Raw genomic sequence first — 18,802 nt, 5'->3', positions numbered from 1 at the left:
TTGGTGAAGTTGAGTTTTGCCGACAAGGTCTTTTTTTGCAACAGTGGGGCCGAGGCCAATGAGGCGGCGATCAAGCTCGCTCGTCGTTATGGGCAGAAGGCCAAAGGGCCTGATGGTTATGAAATTATCACCATGGAAAAAGGCTTTCATGGCAGAACTTTTGCCACCATGACAGCCACCGCTCAAAGCAAGATCCACGATGGTTTTGGGCCTTTGGTGCCAGGTTTCAAATATGTACCCTATGATGATCTTGAAGCGGTTGCTAAAAGCATTACCCCAAACACTTGCGCCATTTTAGTAGAGCCCATTCAAGGGGAGAGCGGTGTGCGCATGCCTAAACCAGGGTATTTGCAGGGTTTGAGAAAATTATGCGACCAACATCAAATTTTATTGATGCTCGATGAAGTGCAAACGGGCATGGGGCGTACGGGTAAACTTTTTGCTTATGAACATGAAGGCATTGAGCCCGATGTGATGACCTTGGCCAAGGCCTTGGGTGGGGGTTTTCCCATTGGGACTTGTTTAGCCAAAAAGGAAATTGCTGATTTGTTACAGCCGGGTGATCATGCCAGCACCTTTGGGGGTAATTTCTTGGCTTGCTCGGCCAGTCTTGCGGCGCTCACCCTATTAATTGATGAGGGTTTGTTAAAAGAATCGGCTGCGGTGGGTGAATATTTTTTAAAAAGTTTAGCGTCGTTAAAAAAAACCTACAAAATAGTGCAAGATGTTTGGGGCAGAGGCATGATGTTGGGTTTAAGATTCAATCATGAAATTCCAGACCTCGTGATGCAATTTTTGAAAGTGGGCTTGGTGGTCAATAGCCCACAAGGTAATCTCATGCGCTTGGTTCCACCTTTGATCTTAAAAAAATCTCAAGTAGATGAAGCCATTGTCATTTTGAGCGAGGTTTTTAAAACTTTATGAAACGCGATTTATTAACGATCCTTGATTTAAAAAAAGAAGAAATTTTACGGCTGATCAAACTTGCCCAAGAGTTTAAGAAAAAAGCCAAACGTCAAAGGGTAAACTCGGTATTGAAGGGTAAAACCTTGGCGATGATTTTTGAAAAGCATTCTACTCGCACCCGAGTTTCTTTTGAAGTGGCCATGGTGCAGTTGGGTGGGCATCCTTTAGTCATCGATAGTCAAAGTTCGCAATTGAGTCGGGGTGAATCGATTGCCGATACCGCTCAAGTTTTATCGCGTTATGTGGATGGCATTATGTTTAGGGCGAATCGTCACCAGGATATTGTAGAAATGGCTCAACATGCGACAGTTCCCGTCATTAACGGACTTTCGGATTTGTATCACCCCGTGCAAGTTTTATCCGACCTCTTAACCTTGACTGAGAACTTTAAAGACATTAAAAAACTTTCGGTTTGTTATTTAGGGGATTGGAATAATTTAACCCGCTCGTGGATTAATGCCGCTATTCGTTTAGGTTTTGTTTTAAAAATTGCTTGCCCTCAATCAACCTGGCCTAGTGAAAATGATCGACGTGCCTTGAAGAATCATTCCAATATTGAGGTTATGCTTGATCCCCAAGAAGCAGTAAGGGGGTCGAATGCGTTATATACCGATGCTTGGGTTTCGATGGGTCAGGCCGAACATTCATCGAAAGAACAATTTTATCCCTACCAAATCAATGCTGCTTTATTAAAAAATGCTGCGCCCAAAGCTATCGTGTTGCACTGTCTGCCGGCCCATCGGGGAGAAGAAATAACCGATGAAGTGATGGATGGGCCGGCTTCGCGCGTTTTTGATCAGGCCGAGAACCGCCTCCACATGCAGAAGGCGATCTTGTCGGCTTTGCTGTCATTGCGAGGAGGGCTTTAGAGACCCTTCGCGGAAGCTCAGGGCAGGCTCCGCAATCTCGAATGGAGAGATTTGCCCGGCCTCAAGGCCCCTTAGATCCTCACAAGTACATTAATCCTCAAACTTTGGGTCATGATAAGGATGTAAGTAAATAGCTTCAATAAAAGTCCCCTGTTCATTGCGAGGTTGCAGCAACAGTTGAAAGGCTTGTAGGCTGGTCGGTTGACGGAGATTGATGAAAACTGAGGTTTCATTATTATTAAGCCGCTTGGTTCCGTAATTCATTACTTTGTTGTTTTCAACTGCCAAAGCTAGCGCCACAGCTTGAGGGGCATTTTTGGCAAAGCGAATTTCCACAGCACCCACCGGGTAGGGAATAGGTAAAGGGTATCGTACCAAAATATTCATGTTACCTTTATGAAGTAGGCCTGGCTTTACGTAGACGGGTGAAGTATTTGCTGCATTCATGAGTGCAAGCAGCTTTTCATCTATTTTCCCGTTCACGCTAACCTTGGGGCCTCTTGTTTTGGCTAATGCCTCGATGAAGCGAAGATTCTTGTTAATTTGATCATCATCGGAATCGTGCCAATTAGGTTCAATAGCTTCAAATTTAAGTTCATCAGCTTCAAAAGGTACAACGACATAGCTAATATTTTCTGCCTCACACCGCGGATCACCGGCACTGTTTAGGTCAATTCCCCAACCGCGGATTTTTCGACTGTTGCCTAAAAATGTTGGGCCTTGGGGAGTGTACTGCGGGAGGCTGGTGTAGACGGTTGTGTCTTGAACTTGATTACTGGCATTGCCTTCGATCATTTGAACATCAAAGTCAACAATCCTACCATTAGGCTTTCGATAAATGGTCATGGATTTGATAACTTGAGAATGCGCATTGTTGACCCCGCTCCAAGGGTCAGAGTTGCTGGCATTATAGCCCATCCATTGTTGATAAGCACCGGGACATGGCACTGTTACGCCTAGTTCAAAATCTTCGAGATCAAGATCGGTTGCATCGATCCAACGGCCACGTCCGCCTACCGTGCCACCTTCTGTTTTGTACCACACGCGAATGTCATCGGTCGTGTAAGTTTGCCATGAAGTATACCAACTATTTTGATAGCCGTTAGAGTAGGGTAATCCTGCTTCGCGATGCCAATAAGCCACTGCCTCACTGCACCAGTTGCCACGAGTCCAACCGGAATAAGTTCCAGCGGAATTTGTGGCCGTAGCAGCGCTGTTAATTCCCACCACCATTTGCCAAAAAGGTTTGCCCGAATTACTGCCGCAGCTTTCAACCGTACCTAAGGTTTCATCGGCAACATCTAATAAGGTGCCACTGCCACTTGGGTTCCAACTACCGCCGCTTGTAAAACAAGCACAATCAGGTTCGTCGATCGTACAGGCGTGAGCTGAATTAAAAGGCAATAAAACAACAAGAATTGAAAAAAGAATAGTAATGATAAAACTCATAAATCCCCCATTTTAATTTTACGCCCTTAGGACAGATGCAAAGAATTGGCCAAAAGTTAAAATAAAATTTACTAATAAAATCAATAAGTTAAAAACAGGGTATTTTATGACATAACCCAGGTTCTTATATGAATACATAGGTTTTAGAATTTAGATAAAATTAATGAGTCGATTCTGAAGCAGACTCTGTGCTGACAAAGCCGGCGCGTAAGCAGCTGGGGCTCCTCTGTCATTGCGAGCGAGCCCCGTTGGCGAGCGTGGCAATCTCACCGGTTAAACAGAAGAGATTGCTTCACCCTAAAGGGTTCGCAATGACAGAGACGCCCCGTTGGGCTCGCAATGACAGAGGGATTCTGCCGCTTATATGCGCCGGCTTTGCCAGCACAGAGTCTGATTCAGGATCGGCTAATTACCCAATAGGGTGCAATTGATAAAGTCCCAGTTCAAACATCAATGTTTCTTCAAGAGTGGTAAAGAAAAAGGGGAAATGGGCCAAATCAAGAACATGGGGGATAACTCGGGTACTAGCAAAAAGTAGGGCTTCCGACATTTCGCCTAGAGTTAGTTTGGCTAAACGGCGCGGTAGGGGAAGAAAGGTTGGGCGTTGCAAAACTTTACCCAAGGTTTTGGTAAATTCTAAATTGGTTAATGGATTGGGGCTTACTAAATTAACCGGGCCGGCGATTTGTTCATTAAATAATAAAAAGTAAAAGGCACCCAAAACATCGTCTAAGGAGATCCAACTCATAAATTGATCCCCACTGCCAAGCCTCCCCGCAATGCCTAATTTGAAAGCGGGCAGCATCTTTTTTAAGGCGCCCCCTTGGGCACTCACCACCATGCCTAGCCGTGCATTAATCACACGAATCCCAGCGTTTCGTGCTTTAAGGGTTGCCGCTTCCCACTTTTGACAAGTTTCAGGTAAAAAACCCTTTCCTGCCTCCGAGCGTTCATCAAGCGGCTCATCGCCGCGATCGCCATAAAACCCAATTGCCGAGGCAGCAATGAATACTTTAGGTTTTTTTTGCAGGCTGCTTAAGCTTAAACATAAATTTTCTGTGCCTTTGATTCGGCTTTGTTCGATTTTGGTTTTTTGTTTGATGGTCCAGCGGTGGCCGGCAATATTTTCCCCTGCCAAATGAATTATCGCATCCATACCCTCTAAGGCCTTGGCATCGACTTCGCCTGTGCTTGGGTTCCAAAAGATTTCTTCGCTACCCGCTTTAGGATTGCGCCGCACCAAAGGGTAAACTTGATGCCCACCCCCCAATAAAAAAGCATGCAGATTTTTGCCAATAAGCCCTCTAGCCCCGGTGATGGCAATTTTTTTAGGGCCATGACTGGCAAAACGAAGGTGCCATGTCAAATCGTGCAAGATTCGCTGAGTTCGAAAATAAAATATGCGTTTAAGTAATTTTTTGACAACCCAGCCCCCAAAAATTTTGTAATCAATGCGATCTTCTAAAGAACAGGAATTTTGACTTTTTAAAAAAAACCGATGTTCATGAACCCAAGTTTTAAAAGGGCCTTTGAGCTGCTGGTCTTGAAAAGATTGATTAGCCACAAAATTTTGATGATGAGCGACCCACCTAAACTTAAGGCCAAACGTGCGCAACGTGATTTCTTTTTTAGCACCCTCGGTAATAGGTTTTAAAGGCGGTTTGACTTGGAGGTTTAACCAACTTGGGAGTAAGCGTTCCAATGCGCCAGGCCGGCAATGCCATTGGTAAAGCGCGTTTACCGGAAATTCAAAGTAATTAGCAAAGGCAATCGAAGTCATGGGGTTAAGCCGGGGCTTGCGGAAAACCCTTTTAAGCGTAGTTGTTTCAATACCGGGCTTGGGTTTAATGAAATTAAAACTTTGGTTAAATCGTCAACTTCGGGTGATTCATTGAATCGAACCACCGGTGCGCTGGGGATTTCTTTGCTGACCGCTATATCAACGAGGCTCTTTACCCAAGGGAAATTAAGATTTTTTAAATTGGCGTGCGAAAAGGCGTCGAGCACGACTAGATAATAATTGTGGGTTTGAATTTCTTTGAGCGTGCCAATCAGGTTGAGAGTCGATTTGATTTGGAGGTTTTGATAATTGGCAAGCTCAGGAAAGAGGGACAATAGAAAGCCTTTTTCATAAGGGCGATGAGTATACAATTCCCATCGGCCTATATCTTTAATCGGAGTGGTGGAGTTTCCTACAATATAATATTGTTCGGTGTCTTTACCTGCAGGGAGTGGCAATGTTTTGGCAACGGGTTTTAACGAAAGGGAGGTCTTATATTTAAGATAAACTTCGTAGGCTACAATTCCCACCACGTAGGGGTTTTGTTTGGGGTTAAAAGGGAGTTGGGTGGGTGGATTTTGAGAATAGGTGATTTGCAAATCAATTTTTCCGTTGCTTGCTTTTTTGACTTCACTTGCGAAGTCATTCAAAATCGGCCCCGCCGCTTCTTCATCGCCTTCGCCCCCTGGGTACCAGATTAGCATCTTCAATGCTTTTGCTTCTGCCACATGACCTGCGAAGAGCATCGCGACACATAGACCCAAGAAAAAATTAATAATAGGCCAACGGGCCCGGCCCCGGGCTTTCCCCCAGCAGTGCTCGTCCGCAAGCGGACTCCGCGCTGGTGGGGGGCCCCCTGCCCGGGTCACCCGTTGACCTATTATTAATTTTTTCTTGGGTCCCAATTTTTATCCTTCTCTTCCCTGACAAACCATTCACAAAATTTGCGTAACCCCTCTTCAATTTTCACCTGGGGTTTATAACCCAACACTTGTTGGGAGTGTGTAATGTCAGCACAGGTTATTGGCACATCTCCTGGCAAATAAGGTTGGTATTGCACCTTGGCCTTGGTTTTAAAATTAGCTTCTAGAATTTTTACCAGATCATTTAACTTTGTCATCTGATTTTCGCCTAGGTTGAAAATATCATATTTAGCCTGAGCGGCGCTTGGAGCCTCTAGCCATTGGAGCGTTTGCCCAATTCCCATGACGATGTCGGTAATGTAAGTGTAATCACGTTGTGAGCTGCCATCACCGTATAAAGTGATCAATTCACCGCGTAGCATAGCACGGGTAAATTTATAGATGGCCAAGTCAGGCCGTTGCTTAGGCCCATAAACAGTGAAGAAGCGCAAACAGGCAATGTTCATGGCATAGAGATGGTGATAGGTGTAACCAAGCAATTCGCCCGCTCGTTTCGTGGCTGCATAGGGGGAGATAGGCAGATTAACTGCATCGGATTCTTTAAAAGGGATTTTTTGATTACCACCATAAACCGAGCTGCTCGAGGCAAAGGCAAAATTTTTGACGTGATGTTGCCGGGCGCATTCTAATAAATTAAGCGTGCCATTAACGTTAACCTCGGCGTAGCTTTGGGGATTAACGAGTGAAGGCTGCACCCCTGCTAAAGCGGCTAAGGCAATGACTCCATCAAAATGTTCGGATTGAAATAACTTCGACAAATTTTTCATGTCACAAATGTCAACGTGATGAAAAACAAAGGAATCCGATTTTGGAGCTAAAGATTTTTGAATTGATTCTAAATTGTGTTGTTTCTTTTTAGGCCAATAGCTTGGGTTGAGATTGTCGATCCCAATAATGCGATGGCCCTGGCGTAATAATTCTTCTGCCAAGTTGGAACCAATAAAGCCCGCCACACCCGTTAAGAGATAAGTTTTTTTTTTCATTCGTCATTCCATGTCATATATGGATCCCGGATCGGTGTCCGGGATGACGTAAGGTCGTCATGCCGGACTTGATCCGGCATCCATATGATTGATCAATCTTCTGTTTAATTAACACATTATACTTTAAATAAAATTTATACGTATTTTAAATGTATTTATTTCGTATAAATTTAACCATCAAATTATTTCCATTTTTATTTTTATAAAATAACTTAATAATTTCAATTACTTAAAAAATAAATACGATTTTGAAAATTTTGGCACGCAGTATGCATAACAACTAATATGTGTTCGAAAGAACACTTGATTTTTAAAAAATAAATATTAAATAGTGTGCCCCTAAACCGGAGGAGAAATGATTCTTCTCCGGTTTTTTTTATGGGTACTTCTTAGTCTTTTTATTTTTTTGTTTCAATGGAGATTTTATTCAATCCCGCCTTTGAGACCAGATCCATGATGGTTACTAGCTTGCCGGTTGTAGATCCCTCATCGGCCTGAATGAAAACAGCCGGCTGAATTTGCTTTTTTCCCAATGGAGCAAGGGCAGCCTCGAGGCCACTCATATCAACGGGGCGCTCGTTGAGGAAAATTTCTTCTTGTTGGGTTACTCCGATAACAATCTTTTCTGTTTTCTCTATTTGTGTTCCAACCTGGGATTTAGGTAGGTTAACCTTCAAGGCCTGAATGTTAGTATACTGAGCTGTGATGATGATAAAAATAAGTAGGTTAAACATCACATCAACCAAAGGCGTTGGGTTAATGGCCTCTTCTTCTCTTTTTTTCTTGCGAAAAACCACGATTATTTCCTTTTGATCAGATCAATAATCCGCAAAGAGATTTTCTCCATTTCAAGGATCATTCGATCGACTCGAGAAGTCAGATAACGATAGCAAACCGTTGCTGGAATCGAGACCATAAGGCCCGCAATCGTTGTATAAAGCGCTTTATATATTCCATCCGCGATCATTCCGATATTGGTTACTTCTCCCACTGCGGCAACACTTGAAAAAAGTTGCACCATACCTAAGACCGTTCCTAAAAAACCGAGCATGGGGGCGAGAGAAATCGTGGTATTAAGAACATTCATATAGCGCTCTAACTCGGTTGTTTCTTGCAGCCCGACTTCAATGACAATTTCCTTGATCTGCTCGCGACTCTTTCCTGCATTGGCAAGACCGGCTTCAATAATGCGTGCTAGCGAGGCCTTATTTTGCCCGCATAATACTTCAGCTTCTGGGAACTTATTTTCTCTTACCAACTCTTCGATCTTGGCAGAGAAGCCTTTGGGGATAATCCGTTCGCAGCGCAAAACCCAAATTTTTTCTAGAAATACAGCCAGTGCCAAGATGGAGCAAGCAGCGATGGCGTACATTGTCCAGCCGCTTACATGAAAAAAATAAAATAGGGTCTCAAACATTTTTACCTCGGTTTCTGGCCGTTTTTAGGTGTCCATTTCTGAAATATGATAAGTAATGGGCACGGCTATTTTCAATTCGGTATTGGCAAGATGTTCTGGAAGAGGCGGAAAGGGAGAAGCATTTTTAATGGTCTGAAGGGCCCCGTTCGAAAGAAGCTCATGGTCTGACTTGAGAACTTTATAATGCACTAATTGGCCTTCTCGATTGATGACGAGAAGAACAAGCACCTTGCCTTCAATTCCCATCTGTTTGGCATCAGCCGGATAATTCCGCCGCCTGACAATTTTCTGCTGTACCTGCTTTAAATATTTTTCATAAAGTGAGTCGCCTTGAAAGGGTGTTGTGCCACTGGTTCCTTCCCCATTTTGGGCCGTGTCATGGGCGTCTTTGCCGCTCTGAGGTTGAGGTTTTTCTTGCAGTTTATTTTCCAAAAAATTTTCTTTTTGTTTTTTGACGGGGGGCACGCTGTGTTTGGCCGCGTGTGACTCCATTGCACCCGACACAATAAGTAGGGTTACTTGTGGCCCATGCTGCTCGATGGATGAGGCGGAGGATTTAAAAACAGGCCCCCACTTCCAGGCCGACACCCCTATGGCAATCGCCAAGTGGATGAACAAGGAAATAAGAGTGACCCGAAAAAAAATCATGCCTTAGCCCCAGCTTGTTGCCTTGAGCGTTTGATCAGTTTCGGTTTGAGCCAAATATAAATACCAGTCACCACATAGGCGACCAAGGCCAGTGAAAGAAGGTCCCAAAAAAGCATCAATCGACCACCCACAATTTCACCGGTATGAAGTTTCAATAGGAGCGTTCCCCAGGTTAGCGGTTTTGCATGAGGAGACGCCATGAGAGCTGCCTCAACAATCTGCGTTTTTTCACCCGAGGCCGGATTAAAAAGATAAGCCCCTTCCTTTTCAACAGCCACCATCAACCAACCATCTTGCAGCACGCTTAAGGATTGTATTTCACGAAAATTACCGACCGGTTGGCAAATTTCAGCAGAAGCTTGGCAAGACAAGAGCCCTCTCTGCTTTCCCAGACCAACCCAGATGCGGTCCCCCTGGAAAGCCAGGGCCTTGATGTCTTTGCCGGCAGTGTCCCCCGAGAGCCATTGGTCAGATCGTTTGCCGCTAGCATCTACTGTTGATTCGATAATGCCGCTGTGAGTGGCCAGGAGTTGCCGCTTGGGCCTAGATGGGTCACTCACAATGGCTTTGACGGGCAAGGGTTCCATTTTTTTTCTCTCGCTGATGCCCCAGGGGAGGGTCGTTTTTTCGACGGTGGGAAATGATTTTTTGTGAAGCAGATAAAGTGCCGTGACGGCTTCAATAGCGATAAAAATACCCAAGGTAATCCCAAACCAGGCATGAATCTTCCGGCTGCCCTTCAATAGTTTTATTCCTTTACTCATGATTTCCTCCTGCCTAGCAAGCTTAAGCGGAACCTAAGCGCAAAGATCAAAACGAATCCCACCATTAAGGCTAGCGTCATGCTTTCCATCGATTGTGGCGAATAGGCGGTGAGCATGCACCCTCCGGTCGAATTATTTAAATTATCCGATAGCTCGGATGAAGTTGCCGACAAATCGGTAATGAAAATAGAGGCGGTTTTGATCTTTCTGGTGGGGTCTCCTTCAGGATCCGGCGTTAATTCACCTTTTACAGCAACATAGAGTTTGGTGCCCACCAAGACCATTTTTTTGACTTCTGCAGGGCCGTTGAAAAGTGCCCAGGTGGCCCCTTCGTTAGACGAAATGAAAAGACCGTCTTTGGTACCAGCAAACAATTTGCCACCATAGCGAATCGCTGTTTTGAAATCGGTTTCTCCACTGAAGATCAAATTGCCATCACCATCTAGGGCTGCTTTTCCAGGATTGGTGCCTAAAGGTGCAAAGGCGATGGCATCGGAGCTTTGGGCCCCTGTGTAGAGGAGTTTTTTCCCAAGGGCGACAACCTCGTTATCTAACAGAGCAAAACCTTCCGTTTCTACATCGGGCAATCCAGTATCCACGTGGATAAAACCCTTCCCATCATCGGTGGATGCATCGTCGGTTAGTCGGAAAATGCCCCCAAGTTTAAGGCCAGCGTAGAGATTGCCGTTATTAGACCAGAGACTCTTTATTTCTTTTTGTAAGAGAGGAGATGCAATCGTTGTGATTGAAGTAGTAAAGATGCCTTGCTGAACGCCGTTTTTTGTTGCCGCAAGAAAGTCTGTTCCCAAGATAAGAAGTTGTTTGAAGTCAGCAGCGTCGCCCGTGATATTTCCAAGGATACTGGTCCATGAGCTTCCATTCCAATGATAAGCACCACCACCGCCACCCAAGGCTGCAAAAATATCGCTTGCGGAGCGAACCACTAGCCACCTGGCTTCCTTGGGTAATTCCTCGCCAACCGCGGTGAAAGAGGCCCCGTCCAGTTTAAAAACCATGCCTGCCCCCGCTCCCAATTTTGTGCCAACAAACACATTCCCCGCGCTATCCGTGGCGATGGATTTGATTTCTTCGCCGAAGGGAAAAAACCCAATCTCACTCCAGCTGCCAGCGTGATCCGTGGAGCGGTATAGTTTATTGGTTTGTGAGACATAAAGATTACCATCATCCCCGAGCGTCAATGTTTCTGCTTTAATCTTACCGCCGGTTGCCGGCAGCCCGGAGTTTTTTGCCGTCCAAGTTGTTTCGTTCCATTGGAAAACCCCCGATTCATTGCTGCCAGCAAGGATATCACTTTCTGAAAAGACAATCAGAGACTTGATTTCTTTGTTCATGATGGTCGTTCCCAAACGGTCCCATCCGGTGCCATTCCATTTCCAGACAGCCCCTTTATCAGCACCTTCGCTGGATCCAGATTTTCCTTTTGTGCCTACATAAGTCGTTCCGTTATAAAGGGCGACGCTCTTGAGTTCTCGCAGCGGAGTGGTCAAAGGAACACCATCGGCGTCATAGGTTGTTTCCGAGAGATTTCCCAAATCTTGCCAGGTGCTACCATTGAACTGGCGGACGCGATGGTCTTTACCAATGGTCACAAGCTCATTGGGCGAGGTAGCTGCCAATTTTTCAAGTTCGGCTGTATAGTCACCCAGTATTTCCCATGAATATCCTTCAGGAAGAACGATGGTTGTTGTGCCAACACGGTTAAGCATTTGTCCATCGAGCCGGTAGATCCCATCATTGTTGGTGCCGGCATAAAGAACACCATCTAAAGAAGCCAGTGACAGAATTTCTGTTTGAATACTCTCGGTATTTAAGAGGGCCCAGGTAGCATTGTTTAATTGATAGATATCGCTTTCTTTTTGAGCCGAGGTTCCTTTGGTTCCTACATATATTCCCGTTTCGTCAGCGTATAATGCATCGACATCAGATGAAATGTCATTGCCAACTTGAGTGACACTGGAGTCTTCGATTTTTAAAATACGTGCGCCCAGGGGTGGGCCGTCTAACGGAGTTTTAGCGACAAGATAAACGGTGCCATCGGGGAGCACGGCCATGTTTTTTGGGTCAAGGGAGTTTTCGTTGTTTTCGGTTGATCCAAGGTCAATGACCGTCCAGGGGCCATTTTTGTTTGGATCAAACTGGCGCTGAATGACCGTTTCGGCTTGGGCCCACCCCGACACCCACAAGGTGCTGAGGGCAGCAAAAAAAACATGCGATGGTTTCACAGTGTGTCTCCTTCTTGAGTTTGCTTTTTTTTCTTGGTTTGTTGTTTCCACGACAACATGCCAAAGACACCCATCTTTGGCATATCGGAATCTCCGTCGTTGTCGCGGTCCCAACTCATGTTGAAAAGATTATCTACCATGAGATCTGCCGAAAACCCTTTTCCCAGTTCTCGCGACAAGCGAAGCCGGGCAAGGTAGAGGGGAGCCATTGGCGAGTCTGCTTTTTCTGTACCCGAAAGGGCATCGATCCGTTTTCGCGACGAAATAAAACTAAAAGAGAAATCGGCTTTTACATTAAGCTTGGGGATTTTGGTGTTGATCAAGAGATTGGCACTGTGGGTTGGCGTTTCGTTAAGGGGTGCACGGGTGTCCCTGTTGAGAGTCCAGAGATAAGAGTAATTGGCTCTTATTCCTAGGTGTTTGAGAGGTTGAAATTTTACATCTACCTCTGAACCAGCGGTAAAAGCCCTGCCAATATTAATTTTTGTTTCTAAAGGTAGCCCCGTTCCCAGGTAATCATCGATGATGCCGGTGTCGATTTTGTCATAATGTTGGTTAAAAAATCCGGTGATCGAATAACCAAGGATATCCGAAAGACGGTGATCAAAAATCAATTGATACTGTCGGGATCGTTCTGGCTTTAAGTTAGAATTGCCGGCTGTGTACTTAGTGCCGTTGATGTCTAGCTCAGGGACTGACGAACGGGTTCGTTGTTCAAAACTTGGCAGCTTGTAACCAAAACCTACATTGAGCCGTAAATCCATATTGGGAGTGAGGCCAAGTTTAAGCCCGGCAGCAGGTGTGATAGCTGTTGGTCAGTTGATCGTTTTTTCAACTCGAAGGCCGGCGCTTGCACTGAGGTGTTTGAAGGTGATTTCATCTTGAAACCCGCCGGCGAAAAAGAATTCATTTTTATTGTAAATTTTTTCCGGTTTATCAGAGGCAGAATCTGATATTAGAATGTCTTGCTCGTCGAAGCGGCGCACGCGGCCATTATTGTTAGAATTTCTTTTTTGCCATCGAGTTTCCCACCATGTGGTCAGTTTATTTTTTTTACCCAAAGGCCTTTCATAAAGGAGCCGTGTAGAAAGGAGCGTGTCAACGATATCGTCGTTTTGGGTTGATTGTTCACGAAAGATAAAACGGCCAGAATCACGACTGACAAAATTTTTCTCACGTATTTTATTTAATTGAGATGAATAGCCGCGCAAACTAAATTCGCCACGACCTCCCCAAAGGTTAGTTTTTTCTAAAATGGCAGTGCCTTCAATGTCTTGTTTGTTATCGTGGCCCGATTCTGTGCCCTCTTCAACAAACTTGTTAAATTCTCGCCGCACCGACAAATTTCGGTTTAGGTAGCGGAACGAAAAACGGGCCTTAGTTTTATTTTTGATGTCCCAATGAAAATCGGCCCGCATCTCGCCAGTGCGTTGTGGCTTGCGGTCCGACTTCAAACTCTTCTGTCTTAAATCACGGTCGAGATCAAAAATATCGGTAAACCCATCTGAAAAGTCATAGCGTCCGCCGAGCCGCACCCTGAATTTTTTGGAAAGGGGACCTTCAATAAAAGCCCTTGAACGGAAGGTGTTTAATTGCCCATAACCTGCTGAGACCCCCATGCCAAAATGATCTTTGGGGATTTTCAAAATAATATTTACTACTCCTCCAATGGCGTCAGACCCATACAGGAGGGCCTGAGGCCCCCGGATAATTTCAATTTTTTCTATTTCATCGGCATTGATGGTAGAAAGATCAAACTTGCCCTCAGCGGATTGAGATGTCGTGCGTTGGCCATCAATCAGCACAAGAGTATAATCTGGGTTGAACCCGCGAATCTGAATGCTTTCAAAACGATCGCCACTGTCGCCTGGGCCGGTTGGGGTTACGCCAGGGCTTAAGATGATGGCATCCGCAGCTGTCTTGGCCCCCAGCTCTTTGATCTCATCAGCCGTCAGTATAGATTTGGGCATCACGGATTCTGGGTCGAGCGTGTGCACCGATTTTTGTTTTTTGGAAGTTTCTACCATGATTTCAGGAAGCACAAAGGAGGTGCCTTGGTCCTTTTTCTGGGAGTAAGCCGGTTGGGTCTCGATCAATAGTGACATAAAGACAAACGCTATTAAAACAAGAGTTGAGTGGCAAATATTGCAAGTGAAAGTCATTTTCATTTAAAAGCCAGTTGACGGGTACCAACTGCGCTGAGTTCTGTCAAGGGATTATCTATCTACTTGGTACTGATCGGGGGGTAACAAAAATAGCAGATTTGCGACACAGAGTCGTTATTTTATCGACAGTTGGTGTTTCTCAGGGTGTTCTAAAAACTTCTTAATATAGTGAAGAAATTGCTCAATATCTTGGAGGTGGTTTTTTAGAATATCATATAAACGTTCAGGTTTAATATCAGCATAATGATGCACCAAAATATTACGCATGCCAGCCATGGGGATCAAAGCCTGTTTAGAAAATTCTTCCGGAACAATCTTTAATTCCCCCATCTTTGTAGCGATTTCTTTATATTCAGTGGCACGGCCTCCGGGTAGACGTGACAAAATGTGAGAAGAAATATGAAAGATGCCTTCTAAAGCTAATCGCAAATGGTGCTGTGCCAAATCAAAAGAATCTTCTGAAGCAAAGTCGTTAAAAGGTTGTTTGCTAAGGCTTGTTAATTTTTTTATATTTTTTCGAATGCCATCAATCCTGGGTAAAACCGCTTCACGTTCCAAGGGTGGTGGTGTCATAAACTCTCCAAAATTGTTTTATCAAATTCATCTAGCAACGGGCGATAGTCGCAATAAAGCAAGTCTGTCTCAACTTCAAAATTAATTCTGGCCCTAGGATTAACATCATAAATAACTTGGCCATAGCGAATAACGTGAAAGCGCAATTCCAGGCCAACATCTCTTAAATACACAATGTCGATGATGTCATTTTCTAAGGTGCGAGGGGAAATTTCTGCAAGCAGATTATATAATGCAAAATAAACATCATCGCCTTTGCTATGGCCTTTGTTTGGCATGAGGATTGCGTAATCGTAATCAGAAGCAGCGGTGTGGGTTTGAAGCGCCCTAGATCCAAATAAATAGATAGCCTGCACCCCTAGCTTGGAGAGCATTTGCTTATGTTTAGTTGTTAGGATTTCAGGAGATGCTTTCATTATTTTTTAAAATTATCATGGAGTTAACCAAGTTACAAGTAAGTGTTTTGATGGGGGAGCAACAAAAGTAGGGGATTAGCGACATAGGGTTGTCACTTAATCCTGGGGGGATTGTGTCAGGTCCGGTCAGGTATTTACAAGATCCACAATTAGCCCAAGCCTTGCGGTTGCGAGGTAGTGAGCTGTTGCGCTTTGGCGATGAGCAACAGAGGACCATTGGTGCATCGTTATTACAATGGGTCGAAGAGCAAGGGGGGTATGAAGCTGCATTAGCAGCCAGTGAATTATGTAAGGGAGGTGCTGAGAGTAAACGCGGGTGTGGCAGCGTAGAGCGAGTGGTGGGTGGGGCCACCCAGGTGATGCAGAATCTAGATTTGGGTGATGTGGCGTTATTGGCGGGGGTAGGGTTATTGGGACAAATGACCCGGAATAGGGTGATGGGGTGGATGGGGAGACGAGTTGAGAGTTGGTGGAATCGAGGCAAGCCTGCGACACTATTGGCCAAGGGTGCAGGGGTTACGACCGAAGTAATGGGTATCACCGGGATAGGGGTGGCGCAGAAGATAAAAGCAGGCCAGCCGGTTTATGTGGGCGAAGAATTTTTTCATACCGGGATAGGTTGGTTGGGATTACGGTTGGGGATGGAGGGATTGGGTGTTGTGCCCAAGGTACTTCATCAATGGGGAAGGTATGAAGTGCCGAGGCTAGCCGGGGCCATGACGTTCAGCCGGGTGACGAGTGCCTTTGTGGGAGGCACGGTGGGGATGGTCGCAGTAGGACAAGATGTTTATCAAGCGGCCACCACGCAAGCGCAATTTATGGTCGGGATGAGGGGTGTGCGTGAGTTTGTGCCGGCTTATAATTATGTGGCGACACGCTTACATACCCACGGGCGTTTTCTTGCCGCACGTCTTGACTTGAGAAAATATTTTCCACCCAATGATGGTTTTCGTTTATCAAATAATTTTGCTTGGGCAACGGCAACTGTAGGTGAAGTTTCTAACTTTCGATCACGTCCTATTTTGCTTGAAGGGACTCCGCGACCTAATGCAGGTGAACCTGAGCCATCACCTGCTTGGCCTGAAAAGGTTAAAGCCGAATGGTTGAAATGGTTAGGTGCAAGGACAACGGTCGACAGAACAACAGCCCAAGAGACCTTAGTCAGAGAATATCCTTTAAGGATAAAAGGGAAAACAGCCGCCATTGCTGAAATGGTGGCAATGGTCGATACAAAAATAAACACCAACCATCAATTTGCTGTAATTACTATCCGAGGGAGCAGGAAAACTTTTAAAAAGATTTTAACAAAAGCTGCTGTGAAACTTTTATTTAAGCGTCATCAAAATTTGCAAGAAGTATGTTTTGTTTTTGTTGATGGTTCGGCCATTCTTTTTACTAAGATTCGCGACAATATCGCAAAATATCCTATGAAACCTAACGAAGCCGGTGAGGTCATAGCCGATTTTAGTGAGCAAGGTGTTCGTGTTCTAAGAATGACTTTTGAAACAGCCGCTTGGATTCCGCCTGAAAATTTAAAACCGTTTCCGGACTTGTTAACTGAATTGCGTAAAAGGCAAGGGCTTACATTAGGAGAGGTGAGAGAGCGCCTGCGTATAGAGGATGGAATAGAAATTACAGAAGCTAGATTGGAAAAATATGAAGTGTTAACCGATTGGGCGGCTCCTGATTTTAAGGTTTTACAAAGTCTGGCTAAAATTTATAGAGTTGATGTTCGCTATTTGATTGAATCTTCGAATCGCATTAAGCATGGGCAAACAATAAGTGCAAAACAATGGAAAACAGCCTATTTCCCCATTTATTTTGAAGGGGAAAATGATGTTGCACGAGTGCGTTTTTATAAACAACAAGATCCTAAAGCAGAAAGTCTTGGCGCATGGGCCTACCGATATCGAAAAAATCCGGATCATTATTATACTCGATCGGAGTTTGCAAAGGCCTTAAATATAGATGAAAACACACTGAGTGAGCTTGAATTAAATAAGAGGAAGCCTATTCGGTCAACCTTGCTGGCTTTGTCAAAAGTTACCGGCGAGCCCGTGGCCAATTTAATTGATCGGATGAATCATACTTATCATCAGGCTTTGTTGCCAACCCTAGAACTACTTTTCCCTCAACAGAGTGTTTATATTGATAGCGTCGATGAAGAGGCTAAGCTTGCCCAATATGTGAAAAATCCCGGGAGCATGGGCCATGTAGCATTTGCCTATCGCAAAGCAGATTATAATCTACCTCGGGCTACAGATTTAAAACATTTAGTAGGGCGGGGCAGAGATTGCCAATGGAGCTATCTTGAGTCAGGTGAAATAAAAGTACTTATGGAAAATGTAGGTTTTTGGGGGAATGTATTTCAACGAGCCGGGCTCCCTGTTGAGTTGTTAAAATCAATCTATGCAGCAAAGGGTCATGTTGCGAATACGTTCTCTTTTGATTTGGCCTATGCAGTGGGTGATGCCAGCTTTTCAGATGTTGCGAAAAGCTCTGGGATGGGCCGCAATACCATAAGTCATATCGTAGGGGGAGCAGTTACCGATCTAGAAATCCTTGTGAAATTAAGACGAGCCTTGCCTCATCTGCCTATCAACAGGATGGTGCAAGGGCAGCATCCTGAGGCAGGGAAACTTTTTCCTAATTTATTGACATCGGATGGCTATTTAGACGTACCCGAGGGATGGGCTGAGCGTTTGGCGGCATTGAAAGTGGGGGAATTATTCTTTGCCAGACGTATGGCAATGAAAAAGAATGCCAAAGAAGTTGGCCTTGTCTTGGGGATTTCAGGCAATCAAGTCATAAACATTGAGCTAGGAGTTTCAGGCTTTCAAGAAGACTTGTTGTTAGTTAGAGTGGGCCAATGGTTGTGGCCTGATCCGGCTGAGCAACGGCTTATGTTACCGCTCCTGTATTTGGCTTGTCGTCCTGAGTTGCTCAAACTCTACCCTGTTAAAACACTCACGGATCTAAAACCTCATGTTGCACCTTTGGATCCTGTAACATTATGGTCGCCGGTTGAGAGTGTGAAAAAAGAACTAAAGGCAGCTATGCAGAAGGAAAGAATAGCATCGGCTACGGAATTGGCCAAAAGTTTGGGTTATGAAGGCAACGAAGCTCAGTTGGCTACTGTTGGAAAAAGGCTTTTGAAAGTATCTGACCCTTTATACATTGAAGACATTCGGCGTATCCATCAACGCTTCCCTTGGCTTTCTTATCGCCGCATGTATGAAACTTTTTTTAGCTCAAGATTAGCTTATTTTTTAGGTCGAGGTGCAACGGGGCATTTTAATTATTCTCTTCCAGAAGGAAACAATTTTGATCGTTTAAAAATTCAGGTGCTGAATATCATCGATCACGCAGCCGATCTACATTTTGATTCCCATCTAGCGGCCGGCCGTGCAGCAAATATCAAGGTAACAAGACAGGGTGAAAAATTGAGCCAAGCGCTCAAGCGTGAATATGGCGAAGTAGATATTGACCATATGGCGCAAGTTTTGAAATTAGATTTTGAACAAAGAAGGCTTTTATATATTTATTTAAACGAGGCAGCCCTTAAACCTATGTTAGAAGAGGCCAACCCGAGGTGACTTAACCTAA

General features: G+C 44.8%; 16 protein-coding genes. 3 read left to right on the top strand and 13 right to left on the bottom strand.

The genetic code is table 11. The features are described 5' to 3' along the window. Both HYU97_11365 and argF read left to right on the top strand, forming a co-directional pair. The coding region (locus HYU97_11365) for an acetylornithine transaminase (GenBank protein MBI2337347.1) at positions 1-924 on the top strand (924 nt) is incomplete at its 5' end. After that, entirely contained in the window at positions 921-1,835 is a 915-nt protein-coding gene (gene argF, locus HYU97_11360; protein ID MBI2337346.1) for an ornithine carbamoyltransferase, read from the top strand. The genes HYU97_11365 and argF, both read left to right, overlap by 4 nt. 90 nt (positions 1,836-1,925) lie before the next feature. Here argF and HYU97_11355 read toward each other — a convergent pair whose 3' ends face one another. From HYU97_11355 to HYU97_11295, 13 genes are all read right to left on the bottom strand, one after another. Continuing rightward, positions 1,926-3,284, bottom strand: coding sequence for a hypothetical protein (locus HYU97_11355; GenBank protein ID MBI2337345.1), 1,359 nt, complete (start codon positions 3,282-3,284; stop codon positions 1,926-1,928). Positions 3,285-3,693: 409 nt separating this feature from the next. Further along, positions 3,694-5,064 (bottom strand): TIGR01777 family protein, encoded by a 1,371-nt coding sequence (locus HYU97_11350; GenBank protein ID MBI2337344.1) that lies wholly within the window; start codon positions 5,062-5,064, stop codon positions 3,694-3,696. Continuing rightward, positions 5,061-5,792, bottom strand: a complete 732-nt coding sequence (locus HYU97_11345) for a hypothetical protein (GenBank protein MBI2337343.1) — start codon at positions 5,790-5,792, stop codon at positions 5,061-5,063. Before HYU97_11345 ends, HYU97_11350 begins: the two co-directional genes overlap by 4 nt. A gap of 155 nt (positions 5,793-5,947) precedes the next feature. Continuing rightward, entirely contained in the window at positions 5,948-6,970 is a 1,023-nt protein-coding gene (locus tag HYU97_11340; protein ID MBI2337342.1) for a GDP-mannose 4,6-dehydratase, read from the bottom strand. 398 nt (positions 6,971-7,368) lie between these two features. Further along, positions 7,369-7,767: a biopolymer transporter ExbD gene (locus HYU97_11335; protein MBI2337341.1), complete on the bottom strand. Its 399-nt coding sequence runs from the start codon at positions 7,765-7,767 to the stop codon at positions 7,369-7,371. Positions 7,768-7,769: 2 nt separating this feature from the next. Then, positions 7,770-8,387, bottom strand: a complete 618-nt coding sequence (locus tag HYU97_11330; protein ID MBI2337340.1) for a MotA/TolQ/ExbB proton channel family protein — start codon at positions 8,385-8,387, stop codon at positions 7,770-7,772. Positions 8,388-8,411: 24 nt separating this feature from the next. After that, the gene (locus tag HYU97_11325; protein MBI2337339.1) at positions 8,412-9,035 is read right to left on the bottom strand and encodes an energy transducer TonB; all 624 of its coding nucleotides are present in this window, start codon (positions 9,033-9,035) and stop codon (positions 8,412-8,414) included. Next, the gene (locus HYU97_11320; protein MBI2337338.1) at positions 9,032-9,799 is read right to left on the bottom strand and encodes a PepSY domain-containing protein; all 768 of its coding nucleotides are present in this window, start codon (positions 9,797-9,799) and stop codon (positions 9,032-9,034) included. Before HYU97_11320 ends, HYU97_11325 begins: the two co-directional genes overlap by 4 nt. Continuing rightward, positions 9,796-12,042, bottom strand: a complete 2,247-nt coding sequence (locus HYU97_11315) for a hypothetical protein (GenBank protein ID MBI2337337.1) — start codon at positions 12,040-12,042, stop codon at positions 9,796-9,798. The genes HYU97_11320 and HYU97_11315 overlap by 4 nt, the downstream gene beginning before the upstream one ends. Next, positions 12,039-12,806, bottom strand: a complete 768-nt coding sequence (locus tag HYU97_11310; GenBank protein ID MBI2337336.1) for a TonB-dependent receptor — start codon at positions 12,804-12,806, stop codon at positions 12,039-12,041. The genes HYU97_11315 and HYU97_11310 overlap by 4 nt, the downstream gene beginning before the upstream one ends. Positions 12,807-12,857: 51 nt before the next feature. Next, positions 12,858-14,147 (bottom strand): TonB-dependent receptor plug domain-containing protein, encoded by a 1,290-nt coding sequence (locus HYU97_11305; GenBank protein MBI2337335.1) that lies wholly within the window; start codon positions 14,145-14,147, stop codon positions 12,858-12,860. 174 nt (positions 14,148-14,321) lie between these two features. Beyond that, entirely contained in the window at positions 14,322-14,780 is a 459-nt protein-coding gene (locus HYU97_11300; protein MBI2337334.1) for a DUF86 domain-containing protein, read from the bottom strand. Continuing rightward, on the bottom strand, positions 14,777-15,196 hold the full coding sequence (locus HYU97_11295; protein MBI2337333.1) for a nucleotidyltransferase domain-containing protein: 420 nt from the start codon (positions 15,194-15,196) through the stop codon (positions 14,777-14,779). Before HYU97_11295 ends, HYU97_11300 begins: the two co-directional genes overlap by 4 nt. Before the next feature lie 113 nt (positions 15,197-15,309). On the opposite strand from HYU97_11295, the gene HYU97_11290 reads away from it, so the two are divergent. Next, positions 15,310-18,792, top strand: a complete 3,483-nt coding sequence (locus HYU97_11290) for a transcriptional regulator (protein ID MBI2337332.1) — start codon at positions 15,310-15,312, stop codon at positions 18,790-18,792. The last annotated feature ends 10 nt before the right edge of the window (positions 18,793-18,802 follow it).

The organism is Deltaproteobacteria bacterium, assembly GCA_016183235.1.
GTDB lineage: Bacteria > UBA10199 > UBA10199 > DSSB01 > JACPFA01 > JACPFA01.
This window is presented reverse-complemented; position numbering and strand designations above follow the sequence as displayed.